Source organism: Flavobacteriales bacterium (assembly GCA_013214975.1).
Classification (GTDB): domain Bacteria; phylum Bacteroidota; class Bacteroidia; order DT-38; family DT-38; genus DT-38.
Genome location: JABSPR010000014.1, coordinates 1 through 14,911 on the forward strand (window position 1 = coordinate 1; position 14,911 = coordinate 14,911).

A 14,911-nucleotide genomic window follows, 5' to 3' on the forward strand; every position below is an offset into this window, starting at 1 on the left:
AATGTATTCAGCCCCAAAGTCGATATACCTTTTAACGAAAGAAAATCCTTTGCAAATTCGGATTGGAGTGCTGAGAAATAAATATTGTTCTCTTTTGAGTTGGCCATAACAAATATCACTAACCTACTACACATAGAACAAACACCATCATAAAAAACGATATGCTTAATCTGTTCCAAATTACTGTTGCACTTTTCTTTGCAAGAAACGCAAATAAAAACAAAGAGAGTTGCACATTACAATTTGAACGCAAGTTATTATTCACTTAAGTTTACTGTAACTAATAAACCATATCATGATTAAGCACCTTCTATTTATCCTTATTTCTTTTTATTCTATATCACCGGTATTCTCTCAAGACTCGAGTAACAAAACAGAAGTAACTGCAAACTCTCCTGATAGTTCTGCTACTAAAACGTATTACTTGATTAAACAACGAGGAGGAACCGAGCATTATGGTTTTATTCTTTCCGATGACGGACGAGAAATTCTATTAGAAACTAAATCAATAGGAAAGATCTACGTTAACAAATCAGATATAAGTGAAATTATTGAAGTTGCGGAAACCTCTGTAGAATCAACAACAGAGGACTATGGTGATTACCGAGAAGACGGAGCACTTACAACAAGATACTATTTAAGTGCAAATGCACTCCCTATTAAAAAAGGTGAGAATTATGCCATGCTACACATATATGGACCTGAAGTACAATTTGCCGTTTCAGATAATTTATCATTGGGGATTATGGCTACTTGGATTGCTAGCCCAATTGGTTTGGCTGCGAAATACTCTTTTAACTCGAAAGGAAAAACACATTTTGCTCTTGGAACAATATTAGGTTCTTCTGGATATATATTTAATGCCAAAGGTTTCGGGGGATTACATTGGCTCACAATGACTCACGGAACTAGAAAATCGAATTTCAGTATTTCAGCCGGTTTTGCGTATTCATCATCAATAATTAGAAACTATGATAATAATAAAAAAATAATTGGTCAGACTTATTCTTTTTCTAGAAACGAACAAGAATATTACTACGATATTTATGGCAACTATGGTTATACAGACACTGACTATTATATCGAAGATAACAACGCATATAACGCATTGCGGAATGAATATCAATCGAATAACATCTACGATAGAGAGTTAAAGACAGCCTTCGTAACGAGCTTTTCTGGGATAGCTCCAGTTGGAAAAAAAGCCAGTTTCATATTCGACTCAATGGTTTTCTTCTCTAGACCCGATGAAGTTAAGTACACCGATAAAAATGTAAGTGTAACTTACGAAGTATCTAATTATGAGAATGGCATCATAGAATATGAGGATATTACGACCGAACATATAATTGGTGAAGGGAAAATCACAAAGAGTAGTAAGTTTAATACTACAATATTATTAATGCCTACAATGCGATTTATCCGATCGCACGATGAAGCTTTTCAAGTAACTCTATCCGGAGTAATACGAATAGACCAGGTTGGAAATGTAAATTCCTTCCCTGTCCCAATGATTTCTTGGATGAAAAGTTTTTAGGGCTACCTACTTCCAAGGTTCTAGCTTTTCTTTATGAAAAGCCATATTCCATAATTCTTTCATCAAGAAATGAAAATGGAGTGCGACCATCGGAGCATTTAAAGCCTTTCTCTCTACCGCTGTACTTCTTCTTTGAAATCGATAGCCAACACCTGTACCTAAAGAGAGCCATCTTAAAAGTCTATACTCTGCTGCAAAAGATATTTCGGCCATCTTAGATACTCCCGAATCATACTCATGAAGTCGACCCAATGCATCCTTATAGCTCCTTGAAAGAGTACCTCTTCCCCAATGAACCGGTGCAGACAGCTGCAATCTATTAGAAGTGTAAAATATAGGTTCATAGAATAAGCAGAAATATTCGTAATCAAAATATATCCGTTTCAAACCTGGTTGAGTAAATGGATCTAACTCTACGCTTATTTCTATAGGTTCTTTCAATTCATGAAAGCTTATTCCAAATCGATGTCTATCGAAAGCCTCCCAACCTATTCTAAATCCGCCAAATTTTACTGTTTGATTAAATGCAAAAGAAGTACGGCCATCTCCACCAATGTAGAGTTTCCCTTTTTTAAGACCATCCTCTAAACCTTTGGAAGCAGATTCTGAAGGTTTCTTGATAAGTAAGTCGTCTCCTGCCCATCCGGTAAAGGATGTAATACATAAAAGCAATCCTATAATTAAAAACCTCCGTGTCATCAAATCAAATTTACCGAAATCAACAGGACTTATTATTTTTACACGAGTAAATTCTTAACTACTTTAGAACAACATCTTTCATTAATCTCAATCTAACATGTCTAAGCACGCAATTATCAAGGAAAGTCCCATTCATGGCAAAGGCGTTTTTGCGTCACGAAACATCAAATCCGGCGAGACCATTGCAACTTGCCATGTATTACTCTTGTCGCATCATGAAGAATTGCCAGAAAGTATTGCAACCTTACAATTCCCGTGGAGCGATGACTTTTACGCTTTATGTATTAGCAGTATTGGAAGTTTCTTTAACCACAATAAAGATGCAAGTGCGAAAGTAACCGCACAGAATCCAGAAACGGAAACACAAGACTTTATTGCAACTAGAAACATTGAAGAAGGAGAAGAAATAACAATTTTCTACAATCAAGAATTCGAAGACTATATCCAATAAAAAGGGTAACCCATATGGACTACCCTTCTTATTCGAAATTAAATTTCTTTATGCAGCGCCTTGACCAGCTTCTGCAACCGTGTGATCGTTCTCAACAGAACTACCACTTACACCTACAGCACCGATAATGTCACCAGCAGCATTTTTAATTGGAATACCACCTGGGAAAGTAATTAACCCACCATTAGAATGTTCGATGTTATATAANTCACCACCTGGTTGAGAAAGAGAACCAATGATACCTGTGTTCATATCGAAGAATCTAGCAGTCTTTGCTTTTTTGATAGAGATATCTAATGACCCTAACCATGCTCCGTCCATTCTTGCAAATGCTACCAAGTTAGCTCCAGCGTCAACAACAGCAATATTCATTTTAGTATCGATCTCTACAGATTTAGCTTTTGCAGCAACTATTACTTGCTCAGCTTGTTCTAATGTAATATTCATAATTCTAGTTTTAACGTTTAATTATTAAGGGTGGTAAATATAACATTGATTCAATTAATTATTACAACTTGTTCATTCCAATATTGGAATGATATTTCTAGTTCAGAAGCCTTCTCTCTTGGAGGAATAATTCGATGTTCTAAAAAATCCGTTGTGCTTGGTAGTGGCCTATCGGTCAAATATTTCTCTTCATATTTCGAAGAAAGAGATCTGTACTCTTATAAAGAGTCAACCGAAACAAGAACTAATCGAGTAATAGCCATATGCACACCTGTTTTTCTTCATTTGAGGGGGGAGGTACCTTATTTGGAAATTGGGTTAACTCCTACTTTTCAAATATGGGAATATAATTCTAAGACAGTGCTTGAACATGACGATCCGGAGTACTTTAGCTGGAATCACCAAGGGAGCTACTTCGATAAAAACTTTTACTTAGGCCCATCGGTAAAAATTAGATTTATTATAAAAGATAATTACAATTTTTACTTCAGCTATTACAGAGCTCTTGACTCATATAAAAGCTCGAGTGGAAATGGAACTTCTCAGTTTATTTTCTCTAAGCAAAATTATACTATCTGGTCTATCGGCTTAGCTTATACTTTGCCTAGCGGAAAAACTAAGAAAGAAGTCTCAATTGAGTAGTGAAGCCTAAATCTCGTCGTCCATTAAGTTCGTTGCAACACGATATTTAGGATCATCTTTAGAGCTGGTAATAATCTCAGCAAACACTGGATTTGCCTTTAATAGAAGCGTTTTACATTCAGGACTTAAATGAACCAACTTCACATCTTTTCCTAAATCGATATACTTTCTTGTTATTACCCGCACCGCTTCAATTCCAGAATGGTCGTTTACTTTAGATTCTATAAAGTCTATTTCCACTTTATCCGGATCATCTTTCGCATCAAATTTAGAAGTGAACGCTTGTACAGATCCAAAAAACAAAGGTCCCCAAATCTCATACACCTTAGTTCCATCTTCTTTAATACTCTTTCGAGCTCTAATCATAGTTGCATTTTTCCATGCAAAAACTAAAGCTGAAATAATTACCCCTACGATTACTGCAATAGCCAAATCTTGCCATACTGTTATGGCAGACACAACTATCAAAACAAATGCATCAGCCTTTGGTATCTTAGTAATAATTCGAAAACTACTCCATGCAAACGTTCCTATAACAACCATAAACATTACACCAACAAGTGCCGCCAAAGGAATCTGCTCAATAAAAGAAGCACCGAATAGAATGAAACACAACAAGGCAATCGATGCAGTAAATCCAGATAACCTACCACGACCACCAGAGTTAACATTAATCAGTGACTGACCAATCATGGCGCAACCACCCATACCGCCAAATAATCCGTTTAGAAGATTAGCACCTCCTTGAGCAACACATTCCAGATTTCCACTTCCTCTTGTTTCAGTAATCTCATCTACTAAGTTTAAAGTCATTAAAGATTCTATCAAACCAACTGCTGCTAGTAAAAATGCAGTTGACAATATTAAACTCCAATGCCCGTCTAAAGTCGATACAAAATCAAATAAGCCGGTTTGAAAAACTGGTAGTGAACCACTTAGCCCATCACCTCCACCATCTTTAATAAAAGAGCCTACCGTATTTACATCCAAGCCACCTAAAATTGTGATGGCAGCTACTACGCCAATAGCAACAAGAGCTGCTGGCGCCTTAGTAGTCAATTTAGGTAGGAGGTACATGATTAACATGGTAAGACCAACAAATCCAGCCATCATATACATGTCTTGTCCTTGCATCCAAACCATTTTACCATCAATACTTTCTTTAAACAAACCTAGTTGCGACAAAAATATCACGATTGCTAATCCGTTCACAAAGCCCATCATAACAGAATGCGGTATTAATCGTACAAATTTACCAAGCTTAAAAATCCCAGCTGCAATTTGTATTGCACCTACAATAATCAGAGTAATAAATAGCCATTGTAATCCTAAGTTCTCAATGGGATTCTCTAAGGTTAATCCAACTTCGTTTCCTTTCTGAATCATATGTACCATAACCACTGCCATCGCACCAGTAGCACCAGAAATCATACCTGGCCTACCTCCAAACAAAGAAGTAATTAGTCCCATTATAAATGCGCCGTAGAGACCCACTAGAGGATCTATCCCTGCAACAAAAGCAAAGGCTACCGCCTCTGGAACTAGTGCCAATGCAACAGTAAGACCGGAAAGAATATCGTCTTTAGCGTTGAATGTGAAATTTTGAAAAAGCTTTTTCATTTTTATGAATCTAAGTCTAAAAAGTCGGCAAAGGTATGGTTTCTACACGATAGACTACCTAAGGATACACATTGAGAATGCTAAAATGAAGCTATTACCTAAACCATAAAGACAACAGGCTAGGTATGTGAATGATACTATGAATACAGAAACACAATATCGCTATTTTGCGCGGTTAGCCTCTCTTGCCATCTGATTTAGCCGAAAGCGAGTAGCATCTAAATATTGAAGACACATTCTTACATCTCCTTCCTTGCTAAGATTAAGTTTCGCAAATATGCTTTTTTGCATTTCTTTCTTCATCTCCCATTGTTTCTGAGTATATTTTAAAGACCCCCTACTACTCATATCTCCTTCATCGGTATATCTTTTATGAAGAAAGTTGTATGTCGCATTAATTATAGAATCCATTCGTAAATGTTCGGCTTCTAAACATTGGATCTGCTCTTCTTCAGTATCATTTAATAAGCAATCCATGATAATATCCTCTTCCTCGCTGTATTCATCTTGAGCCATTAATTGCCCTGAAGTAATTAGTAAAAAAAGAGGTACTAAAAGTTGAGTGGGTTTCATGCTTTCCTCGAAAACAATAATCAGTCCAGATTATCTGTGCTTGTAAAATTTATTCAAATTAGGCTTGGACCCAGCTACAGTATTAATTAAAGGATACATACCCCCATCCTTAGATAAGAACCTAACAGTAGTAGTTGTTTCAGAATTATTAATAATCGTAAAATGGAAGATTAACGTGTCGCTCTTTATAGTATAACTCCCACCTCCTGACTCATCATTGGTAGCCGACTGCTTAAACTTGCCATTAGATTTAAGTATATACATCTCCGCATAATTCCCTTTAACGTATTTATAGCGACCAACTGTTGCTACCGTTTCCTGATCACTTGCATTTACTTCTGGTGCTGGTGAATAGGGTTCACTTTCAATCACTGCGCTCTTCGGTTGAGACATTTTTTCTCTTGGTACGGCTAAAGCATTAAATGACTTCACGCTTCTTTCTTTTACCATTTTCATAGCTTCTTCTCTCTCCTCTACATACTTAGATACAGAAGTTTCGGTTACCGACAAATCCTCTTTAGGAGAGAGACTTACAATCTCCTCTTTTACTTCTTCTTGATCTTGTCTCTCTCTTACCGACTCTTCAACTACTTCATCCTCAAACTCAACAACCTCTTCCTGATACAACTCCGATTCTAAGTCTGATAATGACTCGCTTATACCCATTTCCAAATCCTCTTCCTCTTCCAGAACTTCTTCCGAATCTAACTTCTCTTTATTTTTTGCACTCTTATAAAACATAGGTTTATCATACTCATTCTCCTTCTCAACTACCAGCGCTAAACTTTCTGTAGATTGATTATTATCGGCTCCATAGTATAAGAAAGCTCCAATACCGAAAATTAAAAATGAAGCTGCAATAGCCAGAATTCTTTTTAAGTCGAAGGTAACCGGCTTATCGACCACTCTCGTTTCAATTCTTCTTGTAAGGTTTGTGAGAGACGATTTAGCTTCATCTCCCAACATCGCATAACCATCCAATGCCTCATCACAAAATTCACATTCCAATGCATGGAATTCAATACTGTGCATAGCTTCATCGCTCAATCGATTCTCGTGATAATCGATTAACTCTTGTTGGGTGATATGTTCGTCCCTTTTACTCACGGCTTTTTTCTAAACACGTTTTAATATTCCTTTTTCCATTTTGAATATAGCTCTTTACCTTTTTAAGCTCATACCCCGCTACTTCTTCTATTTGCCTATATGACTTATCTTCTAAAAAGAACAACTTTACACATTTCTTTTGTTCGGCCTGAAGTTTATTAATACATTTCTCTAAAGCAGTCAAATCGTTTTCAATCGAAGGTTCTTCTACATGATGCATAGGGATGGTATATTCCATATCATCCATCTTAGATTCTGCACCAGCTTTCGATTTCCCAGACCTAATTTGCATCAAACAAAAATTTCTTGAGGTAACATGTAACCAACTTTTAAAGTTATCTATTTCAAAACGTTGTGTATCATGAATCAACTTTTCAAAGATATTCATCACGGCATCTTCACTATCGGCTTTGTTCTTTAGATATTTTAAGCACACACCAAAAACCAAATGCATATAGCGATGGTAGAGTTCACCGAGCTCCTCTAAGTCACCAGAATTCTTGTAATGCTTAAGCAATACCTTATCTGATAGGTCGTCATATTTTCGATCGAAACTTAAATTCATTGAATAGCTCGGGGAATTTTACACAATTTATAAAAAAGATACGAAGTGCTTATGGAATCTCGATTGAGATTGCATCATAAAGGAAAAACTTATAATTATGAAAGCAACGATCAAAATAACTACCCTTAGTTTAACTCTACTATTTATCAGCCTTATAAGCTATGCAAAACAAGTAACTGGAATTGTTAAAAACAGCAATACAGTTTTAAGTAGTGTTATTGTCCAAGTTAAAAACACACAAGTAAAATCGAAAACAAATAAACTTGGTGAGTTCTCAATTGAAGCAACAAGCCCAAATACAATTTTAACATTTACAGCGAAAGACCACTTAGTAAAAGAAGTTTTTGTAGGCACTCGAGACTCCATTGAGATCACTCTGGTTTATTCTCAATTAATCACGGTCAAAGATCAAAAAGAATTGGAAATAGAAATAGTAGAGGACGAGGTAATGGAAATTACTCGTGAATATCACGAAAAAGTTAAATACGATAAAGGACCAGGTAAAATTCACCCTAAGAGTTCAAAAATCATGAGATGCTTATCGTCCCCGAATCAAGGACAAGTATTTGGGAATTTTTCGAATTTTTCAAGTAATCAGTACAATACTGAAGAGTACAATATAATTAGAGACAATACGTACGTCAGCCCTTTAAACGAACCGCTGTCTACTTTTTCCATTGATGTAGATGCCGCATCTTATTCGAATATTAGACGGATGATCAATTACGGACAGTATCCAAACAAAGATGCTGTACGGATAGAAGAAATGATAAACTATTTCAGTTATAATTATCCTGAACCAAAAGGAGAAGATCCTTTTTCAATTACAACAGAGATAGGCGCAGCACCTTGGAATCCAAATCACCAATTGGTACATATTGGTCTTCAAGGAAAGCAGATTGACTACACGGAGGCTAATCCATCTAACCTTGTATTTCTTATAGACGTTTCAGGTTCGATGGGAGCAAACAACAAGCTACCACTCCTTAAATCTTCTATGAAGCTTCTCATCAACTCTCTGAAAGACGAAGATAGAATTGCAATAGTAGTGTATGCAGGTGCAGCTGGATTAGTACTCCCTTCAACGCCGATTAGTGAGAAGTCGACAATCATTAAGGCCCTAGATCATCTTCAGTCTGGAGGATCTACTGCCGGTGGCGCAGGAATAAAACTTGCATACAAAGTGGCTAAAGAGAACCTAATCGCTAATGGTAACAATCGCATTATACTTGCTACAGACGGTGACTTTAATGTTGGTGCTTCATCTAGCTCAGATATGGTTCGATTAATTGAAGAGAGGAGGAAATATGGTATCTACCTAACAATCACCGGCTTTGGAATGGGCAATTATAAAGATGGCCGAATGGAGCAGATAAGCAATGCTGGAAATGGCAATTACTACTATATAGACAATATACAAGAAGCTAAAAAGGTATTTGTTAATGAAATAAACTCTACCCTCTTTACAATTGCTAAAGATGTTAAGATTCAAGTTGAATTTAATCCTACTCAAGTACAGTCTTACAGGCTTATTGGCTACGTAAACAGAAAGCTGGCTGCCGAAGACTTTAACGACGACAAGAAAGACGCTGGCGAACTTGGAGCAGGACACACAGTAACGGCACTTTATGAAATCATACCAACCGGCGTCAAGTCATCTTTTACGAACGACATCGATCCATTGAAATACCAAAGCAATCTTCAGCAGATAATGGCGGTATCCAATTCGGATGAACTATTAACCGTAAAGTTCAGGTACAAAGAGCCAAACGAAGACACCAGTAAGCTTCTCGTGAAGACCTTAAAAAGCAAAGAGGTTACTACAAAAAATTCAGAGAACTTTCTGTTTTCTGCAGCGGTTGCTCAGTTTGGGATGTTGCTTAGAGATTCCGAATTCAAAGGGGACGCAAGCTACGAGAGTGTTTTATCCTTAGCGAACAAATCTAAAGGAGCAGACAAATTTGGTTACCGAAGTGAATTTATCAAGATGGTAGAGTCGTGTTTATTGATGGCTATTAAGTAAGCTTAGAAGACAAGTATTAACCCCGCTATTGAATATATAGCGGGGTTAAGTATTATATAGTCGGAAATTGACCTAAAAACTTCTAAACTTTCCTGGCATTAAAGCCGAACATAATGCTTATCCGAACTCCCTTTGGAGAAGGAACTACCGCCAGGTTAATTGGGAAATTAATGCCGTTCTTAGTTAAAGTATAGCCAACAGTGAAGGCAAACCCGATACCTGACAATGATAGGTTAGGTCCAAAGGCAAATTCTGTGCCCTCTCCACTTCGTAATCCAATTAACCCCGATAGACTAGGTAGAAATAGCCCTTGTTCTAAACCTCCAATCAAAACAACACCCTCTATAAGCCCCGAAGTTCCAGAAGGAAGCGTAAAAAACCTGCTTTCAAATTGCCAACCAAATTGTGTAATCACCGGTGCTGCTCCAAATTTATTCTTCAATGTAGAAGTTAGTTCTCCATTCGTAATGTAAGTAACACCTAATCGTGGTCCATTTAGGTTTACTGTAGGAACCACTTCAGTTGTATCAAATTGTGCCAAGCTAGTTATTGAAACTAGTATTCCTGCTATTGTCAATTTGAATATTTTAAACACTTCGTTTTTCATAATTCTATTTTTAATTATAAACCCAAATTAGCCCACCACTTGATATGTTGCTAATTGAATAGTACAAAAGCTCTTCAATTATTTTGCATATAACACAAATCAAGACTATTTAATTGATGGCCTACTTGATTACCTTATCCAAGAACAAACCTATTTCCATAGTAAAGCCTAAAGGATCTTGCGGCATAAGGTGTTCTGTTTTATATAGATACATTCCACTTTTGGAATATTCCTTATCAGCCTCAATTATTTGTTCAACATCCCAAATATCATATCCAGGTTCTCCTATGTAATCTCCGTTCTCCTCTCTAACGGCAATCTCATATACCTCCACAGTCTCCTCACCAAAAGAATTAGTCTCTGTTATTTGAAGATTCACCGTATTAAAAGGGTAACCATGAACGTATCTAAAGGCAACGCCCAAATTATACAGAATGGAAGTATCATCTACGCGAATCTCAAACTCACGAAAATCAGATTTCTTCCACTCCAGATTGGGCGAAAGTGGTTCGTTGTCACGATAGATTCGATTCTCATTACAAGCTGTGAAGAAAAACGCTACAAGTAATAATATTACCGTGTATTTCATAGTTTGGTTGTTTACTACGAAAGTACAATTTAATGTAGATTAGGCTTATTATCAAGAGACTCTACAATGCTTTATCAATTCAGTACAACTTTCTATTACCCAATTAAAAATAAAAGAGACTAGTTGAATTAGACAGCCAGTAACTACATACACCTTAACTTTATATATAATCATCTAACACTCTAAGTTTCTTCTTTATACAATATAATAAACTAATATATAACGAAGGAAAATTGGAGATTACCAACTTACAATCAAAGCGAATCCCCGCGGCTTATTTTATATTCAAAACAAGTGCTATGCGCAAACTCAGATAACACATAATTATGGCCGATCTACAATTAACCGACAACACGCTAATCCAGAAAACATCACTCAAACCTTGCGTAAGTATCACAGCTATAGTGAGTAAAAACCGAAGAAACCCCACGTGTTATTGTTTAACAATAAAACTAAACAATCTCTTAACCTAGTTGCCTAGTAATGAGAATAAAAATATCTATGCGGCTGGCGTATCAATGCTTTTAATAGATACATTTGCCTTCTTTTTTTAAGAAAATAATATGCGAATTGTAATAGCAGGTGCGGGACAGGTAGGCTTTCATTTAGCAAAAATGCTAACGAAAGAACAGCATAATATTACCATAGTTGATCGCGATAAAAAACTTCTTGATCAAGCTAGTAGTCAGTTAGATGTATTAACCGTTCGGGGTAATGTAAATAGAATTAATGTTCTAAAAGATGCGAACATTGATAAAGCCGACCTTTTAATAGCAGTTACAGCTCTCGAAGAAACCAACATCACAGCTTGCGCCCTTGGTAAGCAACTAGGTGCTAAACGTACTATTGCAAGAATAAACAATGCTGGTTACCAGGAAGATAACAACGAAATAGATTTTAAGAAATTAGGTATAGATCACCTTGTATACCCTGCAGAGTTAGTAGTAGATGAGATTATCCAACTTTTAAAGAGGTCTGGTGTTTCTGATATTCATGAGTTCTCCGGAGGCAAGCTATCTCTAATTGGCGTAGTCCTAGACGAGAACGCCCCTGCCCTTAACAAATCTCTAATCGAAGTAACCCGAATGCTCGATAGGGTAAACTTTACCCTTGTTGCTATCCACAGGAAAAACGAAACTATTATTCCTCGTGGTAACACCGTTTTCGAATTGCACGACCACGTATACATGATAACCCCTCCAGAGGAAATTGATTACCTCATGTATCTTGGGGGCAAGAAGCAGATTAAGATTGAAAAGATCATGATATTAGGTGGTTCTAAAATCGGAGCATTGGCTTGCGAAAAGCTTCAAAAGAAACACCAGATAAAACTTATCGATAAAAACAGAGAAGAATGCTTTGAATTGGCCAATGATCTTAGCGAAACACTTGTTCTTAACGGTGATGGCAGAGATGTTGAGTTCTTGGAAGAAGAAGGAATTAAAGACATGGATGCCTTTATTGCGGTATCTGGCGATTCAGAAACAAACATTATCTCAAGCTTGGTTGCAAAGAACCACGGCGTGAGAGAAACCATTGCATTAGTTGACAACATTGACTACATCAACCTTTCGCAAAACATGGGTGTGGATACTCTAATCAACAAGAAACTAACTGCGGCAAGCTTCATCTCCAAGTTTATCCGAGAGGGTGAATTAACAGAAACCAGAACCCTTGCTGGTGCTAATGCGGAGGTATTGGAATATGTAGTTAAGCCAGATTCTAAGATTGCAGACAAGAATGTAAAAGACATTAGCTTTCCGCGTGGTGCTATTGTAGGAGGTGTAATTAGAGGTAATAAAGGCTTTATTGTAAACAGCAAGCTTACTATCCTACCAGAAGATGAAGTTGTTGTATTCGCGCTACCAGAAGCGATCTCGGACGTTGACAAGCTTTTCAAATAAATAGCAGACCATGTTTAATTTTAGATTAATCGGCAACATACTAGGTCTACTATTAATTATCTACGGGATGTTAATGCTTACATCTCTTTCGGCATCACTCCTATTGGATTGCACAGCAACAAGCTCCATACTATGGTCATCGGGAATTACCTGTTTTACCGGCCTACTACTCTGGTTTACTACTAGAAACTCGTCTTCCGAAATTTCTAAACGCGAAGGCTACATTATCGTTACACTATGCTGGTTCGCAATGGGCGCATTCGGTGCACTCCCATTTTTAATAAGTGGAGTAACTACAAGCTTTACAGATGCATTCTTCGAGTCTATTTCTGGCTTAACGACTACAGGGTCAACGATTTTTACAGACCTCAAAGAAATACCAGCTGGCATTCTTTTTTGGCGTAGCATGACGCAATGGGTTGGGGGAATGGGAATTATTCTACTCTCTCTAGCCATACTCCCTCTCTTAGGTATTGGTGGTATGCAGCTCTTTGTAGCTGAGGTTCCAGGAGTATCTCCAGACAAAATACACCCAAGAGTAAAAGAAATGGCTAAACGACTATGGGGAGTTTACGTTCTACTTACAGGAACTGAAACGCTCTTGCTTTGGCTAGCTGGCATGACTCCTTTTGAAGCCATTAACCACGCTATGACTACAATGGCAACCGGAGGATTCTCAACAGAGAACGCAAGCATTGCTGCATTTGGACCAGCGATACAATATATCATTACCGGTTTTATGTTCTTAGCAGGTGTGAGTTTTTCACTGCACTACTTCTTCCTTAATGGAAAATTCAAAAAAATGTTTGGCAATGACGAACTTAAATTTTACGCCACAGGATCTCTTTTAATCGGCTTAGGCGTTGGGTTAATGCTTTTCATACTTGGAGACACCCAATTAGAAGAATCGTTCAGGAACGGCTTATTTATGGTTGTCTCGGTAGTTACTACCACCGGGTATGTTACATTCGACTATACTGCATTAACACATGGATTAACCTTCTTGTTTCTTTTGTTAATGTTTGTGGGTGGTTGCTCGGGTTCTACTGCAGGTGGAATAAAAGTGGTTCGGATTACTATACTTATTAAAAACACCTTCTTAGAATTAAAGCGGATGGTACACCCTAGTGCTATTATTGCAGTTAGACTTAACAGCCAATCGGTTCCAGAAAAGATAATATTAGCTGTAGTAGCTTTTGCGATATACTACTTTACCATTTTCGTTACTAGCACGCTTATCATGACGTTTGTTGGGTTAGACATCCTATCTGCTGTTGGTGCTGTAGCATCTAGCCTTGGCAACATCGGCCCTGGTATTGGAATGGTTGGTCCGATGGAAACATTTGCAGAAATACCAACTGCTGGTAAATGGATACTCTCCATCTTAATGATTATTGGAAGGTTGGAAATCTTTACGGTTCTAATTCTCTTCAGTCGTTCTTTCTGGCGCAAATAAAAAGAGATCCGAAGACTCCTTAGACCAACTGTCAGTTCGAGTCTGTCATGATATTTATCATCATGATGATTTTTTCTTCAAAAACTGTATCGAGAACACAGCAGGTTTTAATACTACCTATTTCAAAACTTTATTCTCGACACTTTGTGTAAAGAACACAAAACTCGAACTGATAGTTTTGTGTCTGTCTTACATTTTTATCAAACTGACAATGATTATTAAATAAAAAAGGCATCCTTGTAATAAGAATGCCTTTCTAATAATTTTAATATTCTGTACTATTCAGAGATATAAACCTTCTTCGTTTCTATTACATCGCCAGAGTTATATCGAACAATGTAGACTCCCCTTTCTAATGATATTCCGCTATCAGAAGAAGACACTTGGATTGATTCAACCTTAGCACCGAGTATTGTAAATACATCTAAAGTACCTGAAGATGCTCTTGCAGAAACTTGATTCCCTTGTACACTTATTACTTCAAAATACTTCTGTTCCGCTAAAGAAACAGGATAGCTGACTTCGCTAGAATCGGTATCATTACAGCCATTTGCATCAGTTACCGTTACACTATACATTGCTGCGACTAATCCAGAAATAGTTTGAGTAAAGTCAGCGGTATTCCAAACATAGGTATATGGCATTATACCGCCAGTTACATTTGCTGTGGCAGTGCCATCCAATGCGCCAC

General features: G+C 37.2%; 16 protein-coding genes. 6 read left to right on the top strand and 10 right to left on the bottom strand.

Annotation, left to right across the window (positions count from 1 at the left end; all coding sequences use genetic code 11):
* Positions 1–179 (bottom strand): DUF393 domain-containing protein (locus HRT72_00765; GenBank protein NQY66248.1); only part of this gene is annotated, 179 nt, incomplete at its 3' end.
* A gap of 116 nt (positions 180–295) precedes the next feature.
* Between HRT72_00765 and HRT72_00770 the strand changes: the two genes are divergently transcribed.
* Positions 296–1,537 (top strand): hypothetical protein, encoded by a 1,242-nt coding sequence (locus HRT72_00770; protein ID NQY66249.1) that lies wholly within the window; start codon positions 296–298, stop codon positions 1,535–1,537.
* A 6-nt stretch (positions 1,538–1,543) separates the two neighbouring features.
* Here the strand turns inward: HRT72_00770 and HRT72_00775 are convergent, their stop codons facing one another.
* Positions 1,544–2,236 carry a hypothetical protein gene (locus HRT72_00775; protein NQY66250.1) on the bottom strand — a complete coding sequence of 231 codons (693 nt, stop codon included), beginning with the start codon at positions 2,234–2,236 and terminating at the stop codon, positions 1,544–1,546.
* Positions 2,237–2,333: 97 nt separating this feature from the next.
* Between HRT72_00775 and HRT72_00780 the strand changes: the two genes are divergently transcribed.
* On the top strand, positions 2,334–2,687 hold the full coding sequence (locus HRT72_00780) for an SET domain-containing protein-lysine N-methyltransferase (protein NQY66251.1): 354 nt from the start codon (positions 2,334–2,336) through the stop codon (positions 2,685–2,687).
* A gap of 48 nt (positions 2,688–2,735) precedes the next feature.
* Here HRT72_00780 and HRT72_00785 read toward each other — a convergent pair whose 3' ends face one another.
* Positions 2,736–3,134, bottom strand: coding sequence for a heme-binding protein (locus HRT72_00785; GenBank protein ID NQY66252.1), 399 nt, complete (start codon positions 3,132–3,134; stop codon positions 2,736–2,738).
* Positions 3,135–3,164: 30 nt separating this feature from the next.
* Here HRT72_00785 and HRT72_00790 point away from each other — a divergent pair, with 30 nt between their 5' ends.
* Entirely contained in the window at positions 3,165–3,776 is a 612-nt protein-coding gene (locus HRT72_00790) for a hypothetical protein (GenBank protein ID NQY66253.1), read from the top strand.
* Between the two features lie 6 nt (positions 3,777–3,782).
* On the opposite strand, the gene HRT72_00795 is transcribed toward HRT72_00790, so the two are convergent.
* The 4 genes from HRT72_00795 to HRT72_00810 all read right to left on the bottom strand — a co-directional run bounded on the left by HRT72_00795 (position 3,783) and on the right by HRT72_00810 (position 7,641).
* Positions 3,783–5,396, bottom strand: a complete 1,614-nt coding sequence (locus HRT72_00795; protein ID NQY66254.1) for a SulP family inorganic anion transporter — start codon at positions 5,394–5,396, stop codon at positions 3,783–3,785.
* 162 nt (positions 5,397–5,558) lie between these two features.
* Entirely contained in the window at positions 5,559–5,969 is a 411-nt protein-coding gene (locus tag HRT72_00800) for a hypothetical protein (protein ID NQY66255.1), read from the bottom strand.
* 30 nt (positions 5,970–5,999) lie between these two features.
* A complete protein-coding gene (locus tag HRT72_00805) occupies positions 6,000–7,076 on the bottom strand; it encodes a hypothetical protein (GenBank protein ID NQY66256.1) in 1,077 nt (358 codons plus the stop codon).
* On the bottom strand, positions 7,069–7,641 hold the full coding sequence (locus HRT72_00810; GenBank protein ID NQY66257.1) for a sigma-70 family RNA polymerase sigma factor: 573 nt from the start codon (positions 7,639–7,641) through the stop codon (positions 7,069–7,071). The genes HRT72_00805 and HRT72_00810 overlap by 8 nt, the downstream gene beginning before the upstream one ends.
* Positions 7,642–7,738: 97 nt before the next feature.
* On the opposite strand from HRT72_00810, the gene HRT72_00815 reads away from it, so the two are divergent.
* Positions 7,739–9,664: a von Willebrand factor type A domain-containing protein gene (locus tag HRT72_00815; GenBank protein ID NQY66258.1), complete on the top strand. Its 1,926-nt coding sequence runs from the start codon at positions 7,739–7,741 to the stop codon at positions 9,662–9,664.
* 82 nt (positions 9,665–9,746) lie between these two features.
* Here the strand turns inward: HRT72_00815 and HRT72_00820 are convergent, their stop codons facing one another.
* The gene (locus HRT72_00820; protein ID NQY66259.1) at positions 9,747–10,271 is read right to left on the bottom strand and encodes a hypothetical protein; all 525 of its coding nucleotides are present in this window, start codon (positions 10,269–10,271) and stop codon (positions 9,747–9,749) included.
* 121 nt (positions 10,272–10,392) lie between these two features.
* Positions 10,393–10,860 (bottom strand): hypothetical protein, encoded by a 468-nt coding sequence (locus HRT72_00825; GenBank protein ID NQY66260.1) that lies wholly within the window; start codon positions 10,858–10,860, stop codon positions 10,393–10,395.
* A 563-nt stretch (positions 10,861–11,423) separates the two neighbouring features.
* On the opposite strand from HRT72_00825, the gene trkA reads away from it, so the two are divergent.
* On the top strand, positions 11,424–12,764 hold the full coding sequence (gene trkA / locus HRT72_00830; GenBank protein ID NQY66261.1) for a Trk system potassium transporter TrkA: 1,341 nt from the start codon (positions 11,424–11,426) through the stop codon (positions 12,762–12,764).
* 10 nt (positions 12,765–12,774) lie between these two features.
* A complete protein-coding gene (locus tag HRT72_00835) occupies positions 12,775–14,220 on the top strand; it encodes a TrkH family potassium uptake protein (GenBank protein ID NQY66262.1) in 1,446 nt (481 codons plus the stop codon).
* A 278-nt stretch (positions 14,221–14,498) separates the two neighbouring features.
* Here the strand turns inward: HRT72_00835 and HRT72_00840 are convergent.
* The coding region (locus tag HRT72_00840; GenBank protein NQY66263.1) for a T9SS type A sorting domain-containing protein at positions 14,499–14,911 on the bottom strand (413 nt) is incomplete at its 5' end.

What these genes read in the sequence shown, in the direction of transcription:
- HRT72_00770 (NQY66249.1), top strand. Translation starts at nt 296, where the DNA reads ATGATTAAGCACCTTCTATTTATCCTTATTTCTTTTTATTCTATATCA.
- HRT72_00775 (NQY66250.1), bottom strand. Translation starts at nt 2,236, where the DNA reads ATGACACGGAGGTTTTTAATTATAGGATTGCTTTTATGTATTACATCC.
- HRT72_00780 (NQY66251.1), top strand. Translation starts at nt 2,334, where the DNA reads ATGTCTAAGCACGCAATTATCAAGGAAAGTCCCATTCATGGCAAAGGC.
- HRT72_00795 (NQY66254.1), bottom strand. Translation starts at nt 5,396, where the DNA reads ATGAAAAAGCTTTTTCAAAATTTCACATTCAACGCTAAAGACGATATT.
- HRT72_00800 (NQY66255.1), bottom strand. Translation starts at nt 5,969, where the DNA reads ATGAAACCCACTCAACTTTTAGTACCTCTTTTTTTACTAATTACTTCA.
- HRT72_00810 (NQY66257.1), bottom strand. Translation starts at nt 7,641, where the DNA reads ATGAATTTAAGTTTCGATCGAAAATATGACGACCTATCAGATAAGGTA.
- HRT72_00815 (NQY66258.1), top strand. Translation starts at nt 7,739, where the DNA reads ATGAAAGCAACGATCAAAATAACTACCCTTAGTTTAACTCTACTATTT.
- HRT72_00820 (NQY66259.1), bottom strand. Translation starts at nt 10,271, where the DNA reads ATGAAAAACGAAGTGTTTAAAATATTCAAATTGACAATAGCAGGAATA.
- HRT72_00825 (NQY66260.1), bottom strand. Translation starts at nt 10,860, where the DNA reads ATGAAATACACGGTAATATTATTACTTGTAGCGTTTTTCTTCACAGCT.
- trkA (NQY66261.1), top strand. Translation starts at nt 11,424, where the DNA reads ATGCGAATTGTAATAGCAGGTGCGGGACAGGTAGGCTTTCATTTAGCA.
- HRT72_00835 (NQY66262.1), top strand. Translation starts at nt 12,775, where the DNA reads ATGTTTAATTTTAGATTAATCGGCAACATACTAGGTCTACTATTAATT.